This window comes from Burkholderia cepacia ATCC 25416 (assembly GCF_001411495.1).
GTDB classification, from domain to species: domain Bacteria; phylum Pseudomonadota; class Gammaproteobacteria; order Burkholderiales; family Burkholderiaceae; genus Burkholderia; species Burkholderia cepacia.
The window spans coordinates 2,810,307-2,830,204 of sequence record NZ_CP012982.1 but is presented as its reverse complement, the minus strand read 5'-3'; the positions used below and the strand labels follow the sequence as shown (position 1 = coordinate 2,830,204).

Genomic DNA, 19,898 nt, shown 5'->3' with positions numbered 1-19,898 from the left:
CGCGCCGACGCATAAGCGTCGATCGCGGCGTCACAGCATCGGCGCCGTTCAACTGCCGCCGGCCGTCGCCGGATCGTCGAAGAAATAATCGCGCCACGACTTCGGTTCGTTGCGGATCGCGCCGGTGCGATGCATGAACTGCGCGAGCGGCAGCGTATTCTGCGGCGCGGTCTTGAACTGCACCTGCGGATTGCGCAGGATCTTCAGCAGCAGCGCGCGATCGATCTTCGAACCGTTCACGCGAATATAGGTGTCGGCCGCGCGCTCCGGATCGGCCGCGATCTGCCGTGCGGCGTTGGCCAGTGCGGCGACGAACGCACGGTAGGTCTTCGGGTTGTCGTCGCGGAATTTCTCGGTCGCGTACAGCACCGTCGCGGAACTCGGGCCACCGAGCACGTCATACGAATTCAGCACGATGTGCGCGTTCGGGTTGCCGGCGAGTTCCTGCTCCTGGAACGGCGGATTGCCGAAGTGACCGGTAATCACGTTGCTGTTCGCGAGAATCGCGGCCGTCGCGTCCGGATGCGGAATCGCCTGCGTCAGCGCATCGAGCTTGTCGAACTGCTTGTCGCCCCACTGCTTCGCGGCCGCGTACTGCAGCACGCGCGACTGCACCGACACGCCGACCGCCGGCACCGCAATGCGGTCCTTCGCGCTCAGGTCGGCGATCGTCTTCACGTTGGGGTTGCTGCTCACGAGGTAGTACGGAAAATTGCCGAGCGACGCGACACCCTTCACGTTCTGCCGGCCGCGCGTGCGATCCCACACGGTCAAGAGCGGACCGACGCCCGCGCCCGCGACGTCGACCGCGCCGGACAGCAGCGCGTCGTTCACGGCCGCGCCGCCCGACAGCCGCACCCAGTCGACCTTGATGTCGAGGCCAGCCTTGCGCCCTTCCTTCTCGATCAGTTGCTGGTCGCGCGCGACGTTCAGCATCAGGTAGACGACGCCGAACTGCTCGGCGATGCGGATGCGGCCCTCCGCGTGCGCGGCTTGCGGGATGATCGCACCCGCAAAGGCGAGCGCGGCGGTGAGCGTGGCCGCCAGCGCGCGACGCGCCGGCAAGAACGAAAACGACATCGGAACTCCGGTCAGGAAGGGGCAGGAATGAATGACGCGGCGCGCGGCTCAGAAAGGCGCATCGCCCTCGATCGTCGTGCGGTACAGCTTGCGGCGCAGGTGGTCGGGCGTGCCGGCGGCGAGATGCATCAGCGAACGGTTGTCCCAGAACACGAGGTCGTGGTCGCGCCACGCATGCCGATACAGGTGCTCGGCGCGCACGCTGTGCGCGAACAGTTCGTCGAGCAGCGCGCGGCTTTCGTCGTCGGGCAAGCCGATGATGCGCGTCGTGAAATGCTCGCTGACGAACAGTGCCTTTCGGCCGGTTTCAGGATGGGTGCGCACGACCGGATGAACGACCGCCTCGACCTGCGCGATCTGCTCGGGCGACAGGTTGGGCCGCCACGGGCTGCGCGCCTGCAGTTCCGCATAGCGCGCGAGATACGTATGCTCGGCGCGCCGCCCTTCGACTGCGCGGCGCAGGTGCGCGGGCAGCGTGTCCCACGCGAGATGCATGTTCGCGAACAGCGTATCGCCGCCTTCCGCCGGCAGTTCCTGCGCGTGCAGCAGCGAGCCGAGGCTCGGTTTTTCCTTGTACGACAGGTCGGAGTGCCAGAAATGGCCGGCATCGCCGAGCCCGACCGGTTTGCCGTTCTCGACGATGTTCGACACGATCAGCACTTCCGGGTGGCCGGCCAGCGCGAACTGGTGCAGCACGTGAATCTGCAGCGGGCCGAAGCGGCGGCTGAACGCGATGTGCTCGTCCGGCGTGATGCGCTGGTCGCGAAACACCAGCACGTGGTGATCGAGATGCGCGCGATGGACGCGCGCGAAGTCGCCGGCGTCGAGCGGTTGCGACAGGTCGAGGCCGATCACTTCGGCGCCGAGCGGCGCGTCGAACGGCACGATGTCGAAATGCTGCGCCGCGCCGTCCGGCCGCAAGGCAGGATGTCCAGCGGATAGCGTTGCGGCGTCGCGAATGGCGGTAGTCGTCACGGCATGGCCCTGATTCGGTCAAAACGCGAATCTACGAGGGCGTGCCGGCGTGCGTCAACGAAGCGATTCGGATACGTTTATCTGCTGCGGTGATAAAGATCGCTGCTCGCGCATACGACGCCGGCGAGCAATACCGTATGCAGTTGCGCGCCGAAATCGCGCACGCGTTCCATCACGGACTTGTTGCGGCGCACGAGGAAGCGTCAGCTGGCGCCCGCCGCCAGGTGTCCACACCGAGCCCGCTCGATACATGCGCACAGCGCTTCGGCGATAGCGTCGATCGGTGCGCCGGGCCCGAACGTCGCCGCGACACCCTTCATCTTCAGGTGTCGCGCATCCGCTGCGGGAAAGATTCCGCCCAACACCACCTGAATCGCGGCGTCATACGACGCCAGTGCGTGGAGTAGCCCTTCGACCAGTTCGAGGTGGGCACCCGACAACGACGAAATGCCCACGATGTCGGCGCCATACGCCTGCGCGGCTGCCGCCACACATGCCGGCTGCTGAAACAGCGGCAGGCGCAGGACGTCGAATCCGGCGTCCTCGAGCGCAGCTGCGACGACGGCCGCACCGCGGTCGTGTCCGTCCTGGCCGAGCTTGGCGATCATGATGCGCGGCCTGCGTCCCACGCGTTGCGCCAGCCGGTCGACGCAGCCCTTCGCCGCCCGCCATGCAGCGTCGCCTCGCCGATGTTCGCCGTAGACGCCCTCGCCGTCCGCTTCCACCGCCACGACATGCCGCGGCCATACCGATTCCAGCGCGCGCGTACACTCCCCGACGCTCGCACGTGCCCGCATGCAGTCGATCGCCAGTGCCAGCAGGTTTCCGGTGCCGTCGCGCGCGGCGTCGGCCAGCCGCTGCAACGCCGTCGCAACCCGCGCCGGATCGCGCGCGGCCTTGACGGCTGCGATTCGCCGCGCCTGCCCGGCACGCACGTGACGGCCGTCGATCTCGCACACCATGAATTCGCCAGTCGGTTCGTCCGCGACGAAACGGTTCACGCCAACCACGGTCCGGCGCCCCGAATCGACCTGCGCCTGCGTCGCGGCCGCGGCGCGCAGCAAGCGCCGCTTGACCCAGCCGGACTCGATCGCGGCGATCACGCCACCCTGCGCGTCGATAGCGGCCAGCTCGGCGCGCACGCGTGTCGCGATGTCGTCCGTCAGCGACTCCATCATGTACGAGCCGGCCCACGGATCGACCGTGTCGCACAGTCCCGTTTCATGCTGCAGAATCAGCTGCGTATTGCGCGCGAGGCGCGCCGCCGCGGCGGAAGGCAGTGCAAGCGCTTCATCGTACGCATTCGTGTGCAGCGACTGCGTGCCGCCGAACGCCGCGGCCATCGCCTGCGCCGTCACGCGAACGATGTTGTTTTCCGGCTCCTGTGCCGTCAACGACCAGCCCGACGTCTGGCAATGCATGCGCAGTGCGCACGCCCGGGGCGAACGCGCGCCGCACGCGTGTGCGATCTCCGCCCACAGCAGGCGCGCCGCGCGCAGCTTGGCGATTTCCGTATAGAAATCGCTGCCGACGCCGAAGAAAAAGCTCAAACGGGAGCAGGCTTCATCCGCAGGCATGCCGCGTGCGGCCAGCGTGTCGACGTACGCGCGCGCGTTCGACAGCGTCAGCGCGAGCTCGAGCACGGCATCGGCGCCGGCTTCCTGGAAGTGATATCCCGACACCGACAGCGCATTGAAGCGCGGTGCATGCCGCGCGAGCCACAACGCGACGTCGGCGACGATCCGCATCGACGGCTCCGGCTCGAAGATCCACGTATTGCGGACCATGTACTCCTTCAGGATGTCGTTCTGAATCGTCCCGCCGATCCGCTCGGGCGGCACGCCCTGCTCCTCGGCGGCCACGACGAACGCCGCCATGATCGGCAGGACCGCGCCATTCATCGTCATCGACACGGTCGTCGCGTCGAGCGCAATGCCGTCGAACAGCCGCACCATGTCCTCGACCGTATCGATCGCGACGCCGGCCACGCCGACGTCGGCCCGCGCCTCGGTGCAGTCCGAGTCGTAACCCCGCTGCGTTGCCAGGTCGAATGCCACGGACAACCCCTGCGCGCCCTGCTCGAGTGCCGTGCGAAACGCGAGATTGGAGTCTGCGGCGTCGGCATGCCCCGTGTATTGCCGGATCGTCCATGGGCGATCGGTATACATCGACGCGTACGGCCCGCGCACATAGGGCCACGCTCCGGGCATGCCGTCGAGATGCGCGACGGCGTCGAGATCGCTGCGCGTGTAGAGTTTCCGCAGCGGCACCGCGCGCGCGCCTCGATCGTTTCGCGCGACGTTCTCCACGCCGGTGCCCGGCTCCATGCATGCGGCTTCGTTCATGCCCGACTCCAGCGCTTTTGCGTGATCACATCGGCAATCTTCGTCCCGTCGCCGTCGCGCACGATTTCGCTCCAGTGCAACAGGCCATCCGCATCGGATCGAGCACGCGCGAAACGCACGGTCAACGAATCGCCGATGTCGAGATTTCCATGAAAGTACAGTTGACGCGCCGCCAGCACGGGGGCTTGCTCGAAGCGGTAATGCTGCCATTCCGCGCGGTCGACGAATGCCTGGAAGCTGGCGAAGTAAAGCAGGTCCGCGCCATTGAAATCCATGTTCGGGCATGGCAGAAACGAGACGCTTTCGCCATCGCCCTCCGCGAGGCCGGCGAGCGCCGGCACGATCGACGCATCCCGCACGCGCAACTTCTTCGCACGTTCCGCCATCGCCAGCGCATCGGCCGGAACCGGTCCGGTGCGGCCGTCGATGCCGGTCATGCGCGCCTTCGCCACCGAGCGGTTGCTGCCGGCGTGTTCGCGCGTCACGAACGTCGACATCATCCGCACGATACCGGCTTCGTCGTCGCCGTGCCGGATCCGCTGCTCGCTGAAATGGCGAATCGGGCCGACCCTGCGAAGCGCGACATGAAGCGCAAACGTGTCGTTCTCGCGAATCGCGTGACGGCGGTTCATGTCGACGTGCACCGCAACGAACGACGCATAGGCGCGCCGCCCCTCGTCGTCGAAGAACTCGGGGACGTCGCGGCCGCCGTGCGCGGCCAGCGCGTCCCAGTGACACTGCCCGCACTCCTTGAGCAGCCAGTTCTCCGCGAGCCCCGTGTGCGCGAGTTGCGGCATGCCGGCCCGATAGCGATGGATGGCGGTATGCATCGGCGTCAGGCGGCCAGGCTTTCGGCCGAGCGCCGCGCGGCCGTCGTCCCGGCCTGGATCTGGTCGACGATATGGGCGGCATCGCGCGCCACCCCGGAGAATCGCCCGGAACCCCACGTATATAGCCAGGGCAGCCCGACGAAGTAGAGCCCCGGAACCGGCGTCACACCGCGCCGGTGCGCGGGATAACCGCGGCCGTTGAATACCGGCGCATCCAGCCAGCTGAAATCCGGAGTGAAGCCGATGCACCAGACGACCGATGCGATGCCGCTGGCCGCGAGATCGAGCGCCGTGCGCTCGCCGGCCGGACGCCACACGGGCTCGTAGCGCGTCGCCGGCGGCGCCGCGATCCCGTTCTTCTCGATATGGGCATCGATGCCGGCATTGATCCGGTTGTACGTATCGTCGGCGCTGTCGAGCTGCGCCGACAGATCCGCGGAGAAGCGCAACTGCCCGCCCGCGAAATCCTCCAGCCGGCCGTACAGTTCCATCCCTTCGGCCGCAAAGCGGCGCAGATCGATATCGCGCCCGCCATCGCGGCCGGTCACATAGTGGTTGGTATTGTCGCGCACGCCTTCGCGCAGCGGATGCGCATCGACCGGCATGTCGTAGTACTGCATGTCTGCCAGCCAGTCGACGACGTCCCTGCCCCGGTAAAAACGCGCACAGCGCGGTGCATCGCCCACCGCGAGGAACACCTTCCGCCCGGCGAGGTGGAGGTCTTCCGCGATCTGCGCGCCCGACTGCCCCGATCCGACCACGAGAACCGGTCCGTCCGGCAATGCGGCCGGATTCCGGTATTCCGACGACTGAATCTGCACGATCGTTGCCGGCAACCGCTCGGCCATCCGCGGCACGATCGGCCGATGGTAGCCGCCCGATGCAACGACGACCTGATCCGCCGTGTACGCGCCGCGCGACGTCGCGATGCGATAGCGCCCGTCCGCGTCGCGCGTCACACGCTCGACGGCGGTATGTTCCAGCACCGGTGCATCGACGCTGCGGATGAATCCGTCGAGATACTCGACGATCTCGTCCTTCGTCATGAAGCCGTGCGGATCGGCACCGCGATACGGATAACCCGGCAGCGCACACTGCCAGTTCGGCGTCACGAGACAGAACGCGTCCCAGCGCTGCTTGCGCCACGTGTGCGTCACGGTCTCCTTTTCGAATACGAGATGATCGATACCTGCCTGCTTCAGGTAGTAGCTGATCGACAACCCCGCCTGCCCGCCGCCGATGACGGCTACGCGCAGATGGGAATCGGATTCCGGGAGGCTGGATGAAACAACGGGTTCGCTTGACATGATGCAGTCCTGAATGTGTGTTGAAGAAGACAGTGGATTCCTGCGTGCCTTACGCCTCAAACGAGTTCGATGACGGTCACGGTCGCGTCGCCCTGCGGCGCGAATCGTTCCGCGTTCGCTTCGATCCGTGCCAGCTCGTCCATCGCGGCCGAGCACGCGAATCCGTATTTCTCGCGGACGCGATCGGACGCGATACCCAGCGCGCGTCGGGCTCGCTCGACGAAGTCGTCGAGCGCGTACTGCGTCTCGGGCGTGAAGAATTCCGACACGACGGTCGAAGGCGAATAGCAATTTGTTTCCGACTGATCGGGCCAACGAACCCGAAAATGCATGACCGGCATGATTCCTCCTCATTCAGTGGACACGACTCGCGCACGCTGCGCCAGCCGGGCCCGGTAGATATCCAGATGCCTTCGCGCACTCGCTTCCCATGAGTAGCGGTTCAGCACTGCGGGGACGGCATGTACGAAATCGGGAACACGCCGTCCCGAGAGCGCGTCGCGCAGCGCGTCGGCGATCGATTCCACATCGCCGGGATCGGCCCACACACACGCGTGCTCGTCCAGATACTCGGTAAAGGGTTCGATTTCGGACACGATGACGGGCTTTCCGCAAGCAAGCCCCTCGAGCACGACCAGACCGAATCCCTCTCGGATCGACACCATCGACACCACGTCGGCACAGTGCATCAGCGCGACCAGCGCCGCGTCGTCGAGCGGCCCCGTCGACACGACGGGTTCGTCGACGCCGATCCCCAGCCCGAGGGCAGCGGCGCACGCGACGAAGCGGCGTGCGTATGCGTCGTGATCGAGCAGGCTCGCGCCGCCCGCGATCACGAGCCGTGCATCGGGCATCGTGCCGCGCAGCCGGGCGAACGCCTCGAGCAATGCGATCGAGTTTTTTCGCTCCTCGATCCCGCCGATCGCCAGGACAATCGGGCCGCCGTGCAGGCCGTACCGCTGCCGCACCGTCTGCATGTCCGCCTGGTCCGCACGAGCGAACCGGGCGACGTCCACGCCGTTGGGCACCACGCTTGCGTCGACCCCGAACGTCTTGCGCATCGTGGCCGCCCACACCGCGCTCACGCACAGCACCTGGTCCGCCGCGCGCCACGCACGTTCCTGCCAGCGCTCGAGTTGCGGGTCGTCGAATACGTCGAGGTGATGCACGGTCCGTACGAATCCGTGTATCGCGCCTGACTGTCGCAACTCGGCCAGCGCATTGCCCGTGATGCTGTCCTGTGCATGCAGGACGTCGAACCCGCCCGCCTCGTGCTCCAGCAACGCGCGCCTGATCGCGGCAATCCGCGCGGACACCATTTCCGCGACGCTGCCAGGGCGGTCATCGACGCGCGCCAGCACGACGCGGCACGGGACATCGCGGAACATCGCCTCGCCCGGCGCGGCCGGCGCGAACACGGTGACGTCGTTTCCCGCTTCGTGCAGCGCACTGGCGAGTTCAAGTGCGTGCACGACACCGCCGCGCGGATTCACCGAATGGGTCAGCAGCGCGATGCGCAACGCGTCGCCACTCATCGGACACCTCCGCCGCCGGTCATAAACGGTTCGATCCGGAAATCCCACAGCACCGCCGTTTCGCCCGCCTCTTCGACGATGACCTCGCGCGTTGCGTCGATATCGCCAATCACGGCGCACGCGAGCCCGCGCGCCGCGAAGCGCTCCACGATCGCGTCGGCATGCGCCGGCCGGACCGACAGCAGGAACCCGTAGCTCGGAAAGGCCGTCAGCCAGCGATCGAAATCGACGCCGGGCGGACGCGGGATCGCGTCGAGTTCGATGCGCGCGCCGACGCACGAGCATTCGACGAGCATCAGCGCCGTACCGAGCACGCCCGCCATCGAGATATCCTTCGCGGCATCGCACAGCCCGTCTTCGGCCAACGCCGGCAGGATCTCGAGATCGCCGCGCAGCCGGGCCGGCGGCGCGCCGACCGACGCATTCCAGAACGGATACGGATCCTCGAATGCGCCACGCAGGTCGACCGCCATCATCAGGCGATCGCCCGGCCGCGCGCTGAAGCTCGACAGCAGCGCGCGGGCCCGGCCCAGGATCGATACCGCAAGCTGCCCCTGCGCGCTGCGCGTGTTGCTGTGGCCGCCGACGATCGGCACGCCATACGCCGACGCAGCCGCGGCCATCCCGGCGAGCACCGGCCGCGCGGCGTCGATTCCGTCGCTCCACAATGCATCGACGACGGCGATCGGCCGCCCGCCCATCGCGTAGATGTCGCTGATGTTCGCCATCACGCCGCTGTACCCCGCGAACCACGGCATCGACTCGACGAAATCGCCGACCATGCCCTCGATCGCGAACAGCAGGTAACCGTCCGCGTCGGGAATCGCCGCGCAGTCGTCGCCGAGTGCCACCGCCTGTGCGAGATCCCGCTCGCCGTTCGGCAATGCCGCTGCGAGCGATGCGACCACGCCGGAGATGTCGTGCTTGTGCTGGAAGCCGCGACTTGCGCGCAGCGTTGCGATGCGACCGTCGACACTCATGGCCGCACCTCCGAGCGCAGGACGAAACCCTCGAACGGCGTGCCGCACGGCGGATAGTGCGCAAGCCGGGCCTGCATCAGTTGATGAGGACGTCCGAACAACGTTTCTTCGCCGAGCGCATCCCAGTGAAGCCGACGAAACAGCGGCACGTTCTGCGATTGCACGTGTGCGACGAAGGTTCGGCAACCTTCGGCATGCGCGCTGCTGACGGCAAGTGCGATCAGCATCGAGCCGATCCTGCCCTGCCTGCGAAACGCCGGATGCACCGCCAGCCGCGAGCCCATCCAGGTTCCGGGCACGGTTTCATGAATCCGCACCGTGCCGACCACTTGCTCGGGCAGCCCCGCGCAGCAGCTGACTGCGACCAGCAGTTGCGCGTGGCGATCGATATCGTCGCGATCGTCGCCGGCGAAGATCCCCTGCTCGATGCAGAACACCGCCCGGCGCAATTTGTACGCTTCGTCGATTTCCCACGGAAGCGCCGCCCATTTGATCCGGTATTCGGCGGGCCGGTAGGTGTCGCGGCAGTCGGCCAGTCCCATCTCTGCGCAGTACATGCTCACCCCTCGTAGGTCGAAAGCGACGAGCAGGCGCCGCACTTTCCGCAGCCTGCCTTGATGTCGGCGGAGCGCATGCCGGCGTCGCGCAGCATGGCGCCGAGCGGTTCGAGCACCGCCCGCATGAACTCCGGCGACGGCGCCGGATGACTCTCCAGCGGCGTGCCGCTGATCGGGACGAACGGCACGACGAACGGATACACGCCCAACCCGATCAGTTCGCGCGACATGTCGAGGATCGCGGCCGCGCTGTCGCCGAGCCCGGCGAGGATGTAGGTGCTGACCTGGCCGCGGCCGAACACGCCGACGGCCGCGCGGAATGCCGCCATGTATCGGGACAGCGGCACGCTCGCCTTGCCCGGCATGATCCGTTCGCGCACCGCCGGCGTCACGGCTTCCAGATGCATGCCCAACGTATCGATCCCGCTTGCCTTCATCCGGTCGAACCAGCTGTCGTCGTCCGGCGGCTCGCATTGCGCCTGGATCGGGAGATCGACGGCCGCCTTGATCGCGAACGCGCTTTCGCACAGCACGCGCGCACCGCGATCCGGCGTCGGCGGTGTGCCGGTCGTCAACACCATGTGCTTGACGCCGTCGAGCAGGACCGCCGCGCGCGCAACCTCGGCGAGTTGTTCCGGCGTCTTGCGGGCGATCGTCCGGCCGGCCGCGAGCGACTGGCCGATCGAGCAGAACTGGCAGGTCTTGCGCCGGCTCTCGTAGCGAATGCAGGTCTGCAGCACCGTGGTCGCCAGCACGTCGGCGCCATGCAGCGTCGCGATGTGCGAGTACGGCACGCCCTCCAGGGTCTGCAACGCGTAGAAGCGCGGGCTCGACGGAAAGCTGATGCTCGCGATCGGGATGGTGCCGCGCGAGAGCAGGCTGACGCCCGCCGCATCGGGCGCCGCCGCGACGAACGGCGAATCCCACGCGGTACTCGTGTGCACCGGCACCATGATGGTCACGCCGTCGACCGTCACGGCCTTGTGATCGGACGGCCCGGCGCCGCCGCGCCGGCTCGCGGCGCCCACCCGCGGATCGGCGAGACGCAGCCCGACCGACTGCAGTTCAGTCATCAATTGCCGGCTCTGCACCGACGGTTTCGCGTTCGCGCTCATGGCAATGTCCCTCGAAGTCGCGTGCGGCCGGCACGCCGATCCCCATCGGGGTCACCGTCGTCGCCGGCCGATCGTTGATGGCAAGACTCAGCAGTTCCGGCCGTGCATAGTGGCCGACCGAATCCATCATTCGCTTGCGCTTGGTGATCAGCGACATGTCCAGGTCGGCGATCACCATCCCTTCGCCCTCCCGCAAGGGCTCGGCCAGATGCTGCCCCTCCGGTGACACGATCGCGGTATTGCATCCGCCGCGCAGGGCCTTCTGCAGATTCGGATCGCCCGTGATCGACTCGATCTGGGCGTCCGTCAGCCAGCCGGTCGCATTGACTACGAAGCAGCCCGCTTCCAGCGCGTGGTGGCGGATCGTGACTTCGATCTGTTCCGCAAAGATCGGGCCGACCAGCGAGCCGGGAAACTGACTGCAATGAATTTCCTCGTGCTGCGTCATCAGCGCATAACGGGCGAGCGGGTTGTAGTGCTCCCAGCACGCGAGCGCACCGACCCGTCCGACACCGGTCTGCGCAACCTTGAGTCCGGCCGCGTCGCCCTGCCCCCAGATCATCCGCTCGTGAAACGTCGGCGTGATCTTGCGGCGCTTCACCGCGAGGCGCCCGTCGACGTCGAAGATCAGCTGCGTGTTGTACAGGCTGCCGTGGTCGCGCTCGTTCACGCCGAGCACGACCACCATCCCGTGCAGACGCGCGCGCTCCGCAACGGCATGCGTCACGGGGCCCGGCACCGCCACGGCCTGCTCGTACAGCCGCATGTGATCGGCGCCGGATGCGACCGGCGTCCGCACGAACGAGAAGTACGGGTAATACGGCACGAATGTTTCAGGAAAGACGATCAGCTGGACGCCCTTGCCGGCGGCCTCGTCGATCGCCGCGCAGACCTTGTCGAGCGTGCCGCCGGCGCGTTCCAGATCGGGAGCGATCTGGACGGCTGCCGCCCGGACGATGCGTTTGTCGGACATGATGGCACCCGTCATTCGATCAAACGGTCCAGGTATGGATGACCAGCGCGTTCTCCTTGCGGTGAAGCAGCTGGATATCCAGCACGTCGAGCGGATTGATCGGTCGAATGCCCTCGATCAGCGACGCTTCGCCATGCCCGTAGAGCGCCTGCAGCGCAAAACGGCACGCGTAGACTTTCCCGCCTTCTTCCATGAACTTGACGAGTTGCTTGTTGAAGTTCAGATGACCGGGAAACGCCTCGTCCCCGAGCGTCGGAAACCCGCGCTGGAGGCCGAGCGTCACGCCGGGGCCATAGAGCAGCACCGACGTCTCGAATCCTTTGCGTTGCAGGCGAGTCGCCTGCAGCAGGTTCACGAAGCCGATCGATCCCTCGAACGCAACCGTGTGGAACGTCACGAGCGCTTTCTCGCCCGGTTCCGCCTTGACGTCTTCGAACACCTTTTCCTCGTAATCGACGAGGAAATCTCCCTTCTTGTGCAACGGCTGATTGACTGCGGGCATGGCACGCTCCGTTTGATAATGAGTTCAGTGATATTCCCGAACACTTTCGAGTCCGGGCGATCTCATTAACGCAACGCATATGCCAACCAGGCACAGACCTGATGCGATCACTCTCCGATCATTCAATCGATAAATGCCGATGCAGCCGGTCCGATCCTTGCGTGACCGAATGCGGTTCGGACAGGAAGTATCCCGTCCGGGCGACGGCGCGCACCCGTGTGAAGCAACAAGCAAGCATGCGTGCGCATCGAGCGTGCATCCATGCATCAATCCGATACATGATGCGATCAATGCAATCATCTGGCTTCGGAATGGCGATATAGATATTTCCGATTAATGCGCCATGCTAACGTTTTGATGAATCATCAAATGGAAACAGGTATGGATTACATAATCCATCATTGGTCGAAGCGACTCCTGGAAAGCAGGAAGCCGGCGTACCTGCTGATCCCCGACCTGATCGAGGAAGACCTGGCGGCGGGCCGGCTGAAACCACGCGACCGCCTACCCGGGCTGCGCGATCTCGCCGGTGCGCTGAACCTGAACTACACGACGGTGGCCCGCGCGTATGCTGAAGCCCGCAGGCGCGGCTTGCTCGATACACGGGCAGGAAGCGGTACATTCGTGCGCGGCCCAACCCGGACGATCCCGCTGTCGGGCGGGAGCAGCATCGAGATGTCGATGAACATGCCACCGGAGCCGCCCGAGATGGCCGGGCGACTGCAGGAATCGGCTGCCGCATTGTTCGCCGCGGCGGACCCTTACCAATTGATGCGATATCAGGATTTCGGCGGCACACCGGCGGATCGCGCCGCCGGCCGCGCATGGCTGGCCAATCGCCTGCCCGGCTGCAGCAGCGATAGCGTGCTCGTTTGCCCGGGAATCCACAGCGCCCTCGTCGCGCTCGTTTCCCGGCTTGCGAGCCGCGGCGACTCGATCTGCCTCGATTCACTCGCTTACCCCGGCATCAAGGCCATCGCATCGCAACTGGGCGTGCGGTTACAGCCGCTGCCGCGGGACGACGACGGGCCGTTGCCGCATGCCTTCGAATCGCTCTGCCGAAGCGGACAGCCCGCTGCCCTGTACTGCAACCCGACCCTGCAGAACCCGAGCACGCTCACGATACCGTTCCGGCGCCGCGAAGCGTTGGCCGATATCGCCACACGCTACAACGTGCCCATCATCGAGGACGATGCCTATGCGATGCTGCCGCAGAGCGCGCCGCCCCCGCTGGCGCTGCTGGCGCCAGAACTGACCTACTACGTGACCGGCATGTCGAAGAACTTCGGCGCCGGGTTGCGCATCGCTTACCTGCTCGCGCCGACGGTGCGCGAAGCACAGCGGATCGCCGGCGCATTGCGCGCCACGACCGTGATGCCGAGCCCGTTCACGATGCTGCTGTCCACCCAATGGATCAACGACGGCACGGCGAGCGAGATGCTGGCGGCGATTCGATCGGAGGCGCATGCACGGCAGGCGATCGCGGGCCGGATTCTCGGCGCATGGCCTTTCGATGCCCATCCCGACGGTTTCCATCTCTGGTTGCCGATTCCGCGCGAGTGCCTATGGACCGCACCGGATCTGGCACAGCATCTGCGGAGTCGAAACGTCGCCGCCGTGGCGAGCGCGGCATTTTCGACGGACGGCGACCCGCCGGCGGCGATCCGTATCTGCCTTGGCGGGCCGCAGGATCGGGAGCAGTGCCGGGACGGCCTGGAGCTCGTCGCGGATGCACTGACCGACGCGCATCATCTTTATGGTGCGGCGATGTAGCGGCCGATACCGCGTCGAAGACAAATGGGCGAACCCCCGGTTCGCCATCGCGCTCGACCCGCGACCGTCAGAACTTGTGGCGAATGCCGATCCGTGCCGCAGTCTGAAAACTCGTGCTGGACGGCGATCCGAGCGCTGCTTCGATTTGAGCGCCGTGTGCATGATCATGCGCGAGCGCGCCAACGAAATACACGTCCGTTCGCTTGGAAATGAAGTAATCCGCCCCGATGGTCACCTGGTTCGCGCTGCCGACGCCGTTGTTGCGCTGTTGAAACTGGAACCCTGCTCCAAGCGAAATATCGGGCTTGACAAAGTAAGTCATGCCACCGTCGTAGGTCAGCGCCCGAGCCCGGGTGCCGCTGCTCAACTGAACATCGGTCACGACACCAAAAATCTGCGCTTTCCCCAGGCTGTAGGTTGCACCGCCGGCGTATTCGGTCAAATTCGCGGAAGACGTCGCGTTATGCTGCTTGAAATACGACAGCGATGCGGCGAGCCCGCCTTGGCTGTAGTTCAGCAGAAAATTCATCGAGCTGTTGGTGCCCAACGAGCCGGCGACATTGCCGAAACCATACATGGCGCCGACACTGAAACCCGAAATCGTCGGCGAAAGATACTTCACCGAGTTGTTGACGTTATCGCCCCACAGTCGGTTATCGAGCGTATATCCGCCAGCCGCATACGCCGGGATTCCCCACCCCAGGATGCCCGCTGCCGTATTTCCCGCAATCGAGTACGCCGGAAAGATATCGCCGATGAAGTCGTATTGCCGCCCGAGCGTCAGCGTGCCGAAGCGTCCGTCAAGGCCGACGAAGGCTGCGCGATTGAACAAAAGCCCGCTCTGCGCCAAGGCCCCGTTGGAAAGTTGAAAGCCGCTTTCGAGCGTGAAGATCGCCTTGAGTCCGCCACCCAGGTCCTCTTTACCCGTCAGCCCCCAGCGATCTCCCTGCGAAGACCCGGATGCAAACTGCACGAGCGCGCCATGTCCGGTGCTCGATGTCGCATTGTTCGTGTACGTAATACCCGCATCCACCAGCCCGTACAGCGTCACTGAGGACTGTGCATGTGCCACGCCGCATCCGACCGCGGCGCACACCACCATGCTTCGCTTGATGACCGTATTCATATCGCTTTCCTAATTTTATGCGTAGCTTTCGTTGACGAAAATGACTGAGGAAAACGTCCCGCTGGAAATGCATCGGAATCGTTTGGTCAATGGGCAGGCGTCTCCGGGTAATCCTCCAGCTTGCCTCGCTACAACGAACAGTCTCGGCACGTCCGCTTCCCACTGCGCATCTACTCTATGAGCACCGTTTTTTGAGCCCCATCGTTAGAAATATCGACAGGGAAAACTTGGCCTGAGCCTGCGCTCAAGAAATGCGGGCGCCCTCGCGAACCTCCCTTCCGATCTGCAATAGGCAGTGGACCTGACTGCGGCATGAATACAACGGACAGGTAACGGCAGTGAAGTTCGTTGCTGATCGGGATTTTTTGCCTTGCTATGCTTGATGTGTAATGCGAACCAGTCTTTCGAGGCTGTCGAGCATGCTGTCTCCCGATTCCACCTACCGATGAGGCACCCTTGAAGCCACAAGTTCACGATCTCACGCTCGACGAACTCCGACTTTTCGGTGACATCATCGGGCGACTCGAGGAGCTCGGGCCGATCGTGGATGTCAGGCGCGTCGTTTTGTCAGACCTGACCCGGCTGCTGCGATCCGATTTCTGCGTCTCCTACAACTGGGATGCCGAAAAAGGGATGTACGCCGACCCGATTGCAGTCAATGTCGACTCGGATCACGTGCGTCGCTACACGAGCTGGTACCAGCACAATGACCCGATGACGGCGCAACTCTGCAAGCGGCGCAGGGCCACGTTGGTGGAAGAAGTGATGGACCGGCCTGCACTGGAGAAAAGCGAGTTCTACAACGAGTTTCTCGCGCAGGATGGGTTGCATCACGGAATCAACGTGTTTGTCTTCGACGGCGAACGCCAGCTCAGCGACCTGAGAATCTGGCGAACGAGGAATCGGCCTGAGTTCGAGATGCGCGACAAACTCGTGCTCGATGCGATCGAGCCGTTCCTTTGCCGCGCGATCAAACGCCGGACAGGCAGCGCGACAGGGCTCACGGACCGTGAGAACGAAATCGCCCAGCTGGTCGCAAAGGGTTGTACCGATCAGGATATCGGCCGTCTTCTCTGCATCAGCCTGTCGACCGTGCGCACCCATTTGCGGCGGATCATGGACAAGAAGGGATTCTCCAACCGCGCGGAGCTTGCTGCCTCCGTCGCTGCGGCCGGAACGTCCCCGCCGTCATGACGATCGAACGGCGCGATCGACGGCCACGTACGCGCGACGCGACAAATCGTCCGATACAAGAGACTAAACCGCCAATACGGTTTCGTACCGATGCCGGCACGAGCCCCTCCAACGCCCACCGCGGCACTTGCATGCAGCGCACGTTCGAGTACCGGCCGGGCGTCGGGTGACAGCCCCTCCCACAACGTCGAATAGGGAGCTGCCAGGCGAAAGCCACGTGTATCGTCGACCGCGGGAAGCGCTGAACCGTTTCCGGACAAGATCTCGTCCAGCAACATCACGTCGGCGACGGTGCGGGCGATCGGGCCGACCGTGTCGCGCGTGGGCGATATCGGCACGACGCCTCCGGACGGATAGCGTCCGTGCGTCGGACGAAAGCCGACCAATCCACACAGCGCCGCCGGTATGCGCACCGATCCGCCCGTGTCGGTGCCGAGCGCCGCCGGCACCGCATCACTCGCCACCAGCACGGCAGACCCGCCGCTGCTTCCGCCTGGAATTCTGGACGGGTCATACGGGTTGCGGGCCGGGCCGAAAAATCCGTTGTGGTTGGTGCAGCCGAAAGCGAGTTCGTGCATGTTGGCTTTGCCGGCGGCCAGCGCTCCCGCGTCGATCACGCGTGCCACGACGGGTGCGTTAGTTCGAGGTACGGCGTCGCGGAGCGCTGCCGTTCCCGCGGCGGTCGGCATGCCCGCGCAGTCGATGTTGTCCTTGATGGCCAATGGAATGCCGGAAAGCGGCAACCGGCCCGTTCGGGCTATGAGTGATTCATCGTGTTCCCGCGCCGCTTGCAACAGCGCGTCACGGTCGAAAAACACGAACCCGTTCAGCGACTCGGTTTTGGCGTGTTGATCCACCAGCGCCTGAACGTATTCCAGGCAGGAGATCTCGCGTCGATCGATCGCGCCTTTTGCGTCGACGACTGAAAGCCGCGGCAGCGGTTGGCATCTACGTCTCTCGTGCATTTCGGTCTTCGTAGATTGCGCGTCGGCTTTTTTGTAGCGCATCTTCAGAAATGACGATGGCGTAGCCAACCCTGGCAGCGCCCCTCTTCGCCGCGGATACCGCCCCCCGGCCGACGCAGGCGGCCTCGATCGAGCGAGTCCGCGCAACGGTCTGAAATCCGCCTGCGCTTCGACGGACGTTCAGGCCGCGTCGATGTTCGAGACGGAATGCTTCGACGTCGCAGCGGGCACCGTTTCATCGAGAAACATCCCCACGAGCGCGCTCACCAACGACACGCCCCCGACGATCAGCATCGGATAACCCAGACCGAACGTGTCGGCGAGCCCACCCGCAACCACGGGCATCAGGACCCCGCCAATGAGTTCACTGACAGCGGTCGGAACGCCTACGGCCGAACCGGTCAGCGTGGACGGTACGGATTCGCAAGGAATCACGGCAAGAAATAGAGGTGCGATGCCGAAGCCGCAAATCCCGGCAGCAAAGAGGTTGACGAACATCACGATCGGAGAAGCGTGACAAAGAACGAACGCCAACATCAGGACGCCATAGCAAGCCGCCGAGACGACGAGCACGATACGCCGCCCGAGCCGATCCGATATCGCCGGAACGGCGACCATTCCGATAAACCCGCCGAAACCCCATCCGGAAATGATCAAGCCGACCGTGCCGAGGCTGAGGCCCACGACTTTGGTCAGATAGAGCGCGACGAACGTCGAGAACACGAACAGGCCCGTCTGGAAGAGCGATCCGATGACCGTGGTCAACCAGATGTTCTTGTATCTCAGCACGGTCAACGGGCCGCCCGAGGCCACCCGGACTTGCCTGTCGCGACCGGCTTCCGTCTTTCGCATGGTCCTGCCGATCAGGAACGTCAGCAAAAGCCCCGGAATACCGAGCACGAAAAACACCCACTCCCAGCGCATGTGCATCACGAGCTGGGTAGCGATGATCGGTCCAAGGCCGATACCCAGAAGCGGGAAAAACGATTGATGAATGCCCAGATTCAAGCCGCGCCGGCTCGGCGTCGATATTTCGTCGATCGTCGCGACGCTGGCGCTGAAGACGCCGCCCTCGCCCACGCCAAGGAGGCCTCGCACGAGCAGCATGCTGTGGAACGACTTGGCGACGCCGGTAAAGGAGGTCATCACCGAGAAGAAGATCGAAGACCCCAGCAGAATCTTGCGACGCCCATGGCGATCGGACAGACTCCCGAGCACCCATGTCGAAATGGCCCAGGTCAACGCGAGAACCGACGCGATTGCGCCCGCCTGCGTGTTGTTCAGTTTGAGCTCCGGCAGAAGAACCGGAAACAGATACACGATGACCAGGCGATCGAGTCCAACGATGCCGAACAGCACCGCAAGAAAGATGACCATCTTCCATTCGTATTCTCTATTTTGTTTGTAGTTCATATCGATATCCTAAATATATCGTCGTGATTGAATGGCTGCTTTTTCAAAGAAAACCATCCCGCTTCAATCGGTATCGAGCCAATACGGCAGCGACACGAAAACCTCCGTCCGGCTCGCCACGGAATCGCATGGCGAGCCCGACAGGCCGCTACCGATCTCCGCCACTTCTCGCCAGCTCCGGCGAGCAACCGTTGTCCGACGATGTTTGATCATCGGCGACCGTCTCCCCGGCGGGGCCATCGAGGATCTCGGTGACCGGGGGGCGCGGTCGCCGGTCGATCAGCAACCGCAGAACGTCAGGCCGCGAGTAATGCCCCACGGGATCGAAAACGCACTTCGAAAGCGATTGCATGCCGAGGTCGATATCGGCGTAGAGCAGGCCTTCCGCGGTTTCGTCGATCTTGTCGAACAGTTCCGCCCCGTCGGGCCCGTATCCGACGCTGTGGCCACCGCCTGCCCGCAACAGCTGACGTTTGTCCTCGGTGTCGCAAAGGCTCTCGACCATTTCCTCGGTGACGACTGTCGAAGGCGCGAGGACGAAGCAACCTCCTTCGACGGCATACGTCCGCGAAACCGCGTTGTTCACCTGGTGGCTCAATGCGCTGGCAAATTCATAGAGCGAGAAGCTCGGCCAGGCCGCAACGTGGACCTGTTCGCCTTGCGCATACATTGCGGCCTTGGTCAAAGGCTGCACGTGTTCGGCACAACAAAGCCCGCCGAGCTTTCCCAACGGACTGTCGATTACGGTCAGGCCACTGCCCTCCCCGTCACCGAAGACCGTCCGCTCGAGATGGGTAGGCTTGAGCTTCTGTCGTTGCAGGAGGGTTTCTCCGTCGGGGCCGATGATCCATTGGGAGATATATAACGAATGGCCCTTGCGCTCCGAGAGTCCCATCACCACCGTGATGCGGTTTTTTCTGGCCGCGGCCCTCAGTGCATCGGCTTCCGGACTGTCGTAGCTCAGCGAGTTGTCGAAATATCGCTGAACATAGCCTTTGCTCATATACCAGGCCGGTGTACCCAGCCAGATGTAGAACGGGTAGCCCGGCAGCCACACTTCAGGGAACGCGATCAGGGCGGCGCCGGCCTGCGCCGCCTCTTCAATCAGGCGTATGGACTTTTCGATTCCGGCTTGAAGATCAAGGAACGCCGGGGCGGCCTGCACGACAGCCGCCTTATATTGGGGATGGTTGAGAGCCAAGATACTCCTCCACGACTCGCGGGACGG

Annotated in this window: 17 protein-coding genes and 1 pseudogene; 2 read left to right on the top strand and 16 right to left on the bottom strand. The window is 64.6% G+C overall.

Going from position 1 to position 19,898, the window contains the following annotated elements; all coding sequences use genetic code 11:
- Window positions 1-48: 48 nt before the first annotated feature.
- The 12 genes from APZ15_RS29885 to APZ15_RS29830 form a co-directional block, all read right to left on the bottom strand.
- Window positions 49-1,080 carry an ABC transporter substrate-binding protein gene (locus APZ15_RS29885; protein ID WP_027789312.1) on the bottom strand — a complete coding sequence of 344 codons (1,032 nt, stop codon included), beginning with the start codon at window positions 1,078-1,080 and terminating at the stop codon, window positions 49-51.
- A 48-nt stretch (window positions 1,081-1,128) separates the two neighbouring features.
- Complete coding sequence (locus tag APZ15_RS29880) at window positions 1,129-2,055, bottom strand: TauD/TfdA dioxygenase family protein (protein ID WP_027789313.1); 927 nt, start codon at window positions 2,053-2,055, stop codon at window positions 1,129-1,131.
- A 203-nt stretch (window positions 2,056-2,258) separates the two neighbouring features.
- A complete protein-coding gene (gene scpA, locus APZ15_RS29875; RefSeq protein ID WP_027789314.1) occupies window positions 2,259-4,400 on the bottom strand; it encodes a methylmalonyl-CoA mutase in 2,142 nt (713 codons plus the stop codon).
- On the bottom strand, window positions 4,397-5,230 hold the full coding sequence (locus APZ15_RS29870) for a Pnap_2097 family protein (protein WP_027789315.1): 834 nt from the start codon (window positions 5,228-5,230) through the stop codon (window positions 4,397-4,399). Before APZ15_RS29870 ends, scpA begins: the two co-directional genes overlap by 4 nt.
- Before the next feature lie 5 nt (window positions 5,231-5,235).
- On the bottom strand, window positions 5,236-6,537 hold the full coding sequence (locus tag APZ15_RS29865) for an MSMEG_0569 family flavin-dependent oxidoreductase (RefSeq protein WP_027789316.1): 1,302 nt from the start codon (window positions 6,535-6,537) through the stop codon (window positions 5,236-5,238).
- Window positions 6,538-6,593: 56 nt separating this feature from the next.
- A complete protein-coding gene (locus APZ15_RS29860) occupies window positions 6,594-6,878 on the bottom strand; it encodes an MSMEG_0570 family nitrogen starvation response protein (RefSeq protein ID WP_021156903.1) in 285 nt (94 codons plus the stop codon).
- Window positions 6,879-6,887: 9 nt separating this feature from the next.
- On the bottom strand, window positions 6,888-8,072 hold the full coding sequence (locus APZ15_RS29855) for an MSMEG_0565 family glycosyltransferase (RefSeq protein WP_027789317.1): 1,185 nt from the start codon (window positions 8,070-8,072) through the stop codon (window positions 6,888-6,890).
- Window positions 8,069-9,052 (bottom strand): sll0787 family AIR synthase-like protein, encoded by a 984-nt coding sequence (locus APZ15_RS29850; protein WP_027789318.1) that lies wholly within the window; start codon window positions 9,050-9,052, stop codon window positions 8,069-8,071. The genes APZ15_RS29855 and APZ15_RS29850 overlap by 4 nt, the downstream gene beginning before the upstream one ends.
- Complete coding sequence (locus APZ15_RS29845; RefSeq protein ID WP_027789319.1) at window positions 9,049-9,609, bottom strand: MSMEG_0567/Sll0786 family nitrogen starvation N-acetyltransferase; 561 nt, start codon at window positions 9,607-9,609, stop codon at window positions 9,049-9,051. Before APZ15_RS29845 ends, APZ15_RS29850 begins: the two co-directional genes overlap by 4 nt.
- Window positions 9,610-9,611: 2 nt before the next feature.
- Entirely contained in the window at window positions 9,612-10,682 is a 1,071-nt protein-coding gene (locus APZ15_RS29840) for an MSMEG_0568 family radical SAM protein (protein WP_027789320.1), read from the bottom strand.
- Window positions 10,675-11,697: a Nit6803 family nitrilase gene (locus tag APZ15_RS29835; protein WP_027789321.1), complete on the bottom strand. Its 1,023-nt coding sequence runs from the start codon at window positions 11,695-11,697 to the stop codon at window positions 10,675-10,677. The genes APZ15_RS29840 and APZ15_RS29835 overlap by 8 nt, the downstream gene beginning before the upstream one ends.
- Window positions 11,698-11,716: 19 nt before the next feature.
- The gene (locus APZ15_RS29830) at window positions 11,717-12,199 is read right to left on the bottom strand and encodes an MSMEG_0572/Sll0783 family nitrogen starvation response protein (RefSeq protein WP_006405208.1); all 483 of its coding nucleotides are present in this window, start codon (window positions 12,197-12,199) and stop codon (window positions 11,717-11,719) included.
- A 381-nt stretch (window positions 12,200-12,580) separates the two neighbouring features.
- Here APZ15_RS29830 and APZ15_RS29825 point away from each other — a divergent pair, with 381 nt between their 5' ends.
- Window positions 12,581-13,972 carry an aminotransferase-like domain-containing protein gene (locus tag APZ15_RS29825; protein WP_027789322.1) on the top strand — a complete coding sequence of 464 codons (1,392 nt, stop codon included), beginning with the start codon at window positions 12,581-12,583 and terminating at the stop codon, window positions 13,970-13,972.
- 67 nt (window positions 13,973-14,039) lie between these two features.
- Here the strand turns inward: APZ15_RS29825 and APZ15_RS29820 are convergent, their stop codons facing one another.
- On the bottom strand, window positions 14,040-15,098 hold the full coding sequence (locus APZ15_RS29820) for a porin (protein ID WP_049096295.1): 1,059 nt from the start codon (window positions 15,096-15,098) through the stop codon (window positions 14,040-14,042).
- 456 nt (window positions 15,099-15,554) lie between these two features.
- Here APZ15_RS29820 and APZ15_RS42750 point away from each other — a divergent pair, with 456 nt between their 5' ends.
- On the top strand, window positions 15,555-16,292 hold the full coding sequence (locus tag APZ15_RS42750) for a helix-turn-helix transcriptional regulator (protein ID WP_027789324.1): 738 nt from the start codon (window positions 15,555-15,557) through the stop codon (window positions 16,290-16,292).
- 236 nt (window positions 16,293-16,528) lie between these two features.
- On the opposite strand, the pseudogene APZ15_RS42745 reads toward APZ15_RS42750, so the two are convergent.
- From APZ15_RS42745 to APZ15_RS29805, 3 genes and pseudogenes are all read right to left on the bottom strand, one after another.
- Window positions 16,529-17,257 (bottom strand): annotated as a pseudogene (locus APZ15_RS42745) (amidase family protein); the annotation flags it as partial.
- A 180-nt stretch (window positions 17,258-17,437) separates the two neighbouring features.
- On the bottom strand, window positions 17,438-18,670 hold the full coding sequence (locus APZ15_RS29810; protein WP_201800289.1) for an MFS transporter: 1,233 nt from the start codon (window positions 18,668-18,670) through the stop codon (window positions 17,438-17,440).
- Between the two features lie 148 nt (window positions 18,671-18,818).
- Window positions 18,819-19,871, bottom strand: coding sequence for a carbon-nitrogen hydrolase family protein (locus APZ15_RS29805; RefSeq protein ID WP_049096296.1), 1,053 nt, complete (start codon window positions 19,869-19,871; stop codon window positions 18,819-18,821).
- Between the last annotated feature and the right edge of the window lie 27 nt (window positions 19,872-19,898).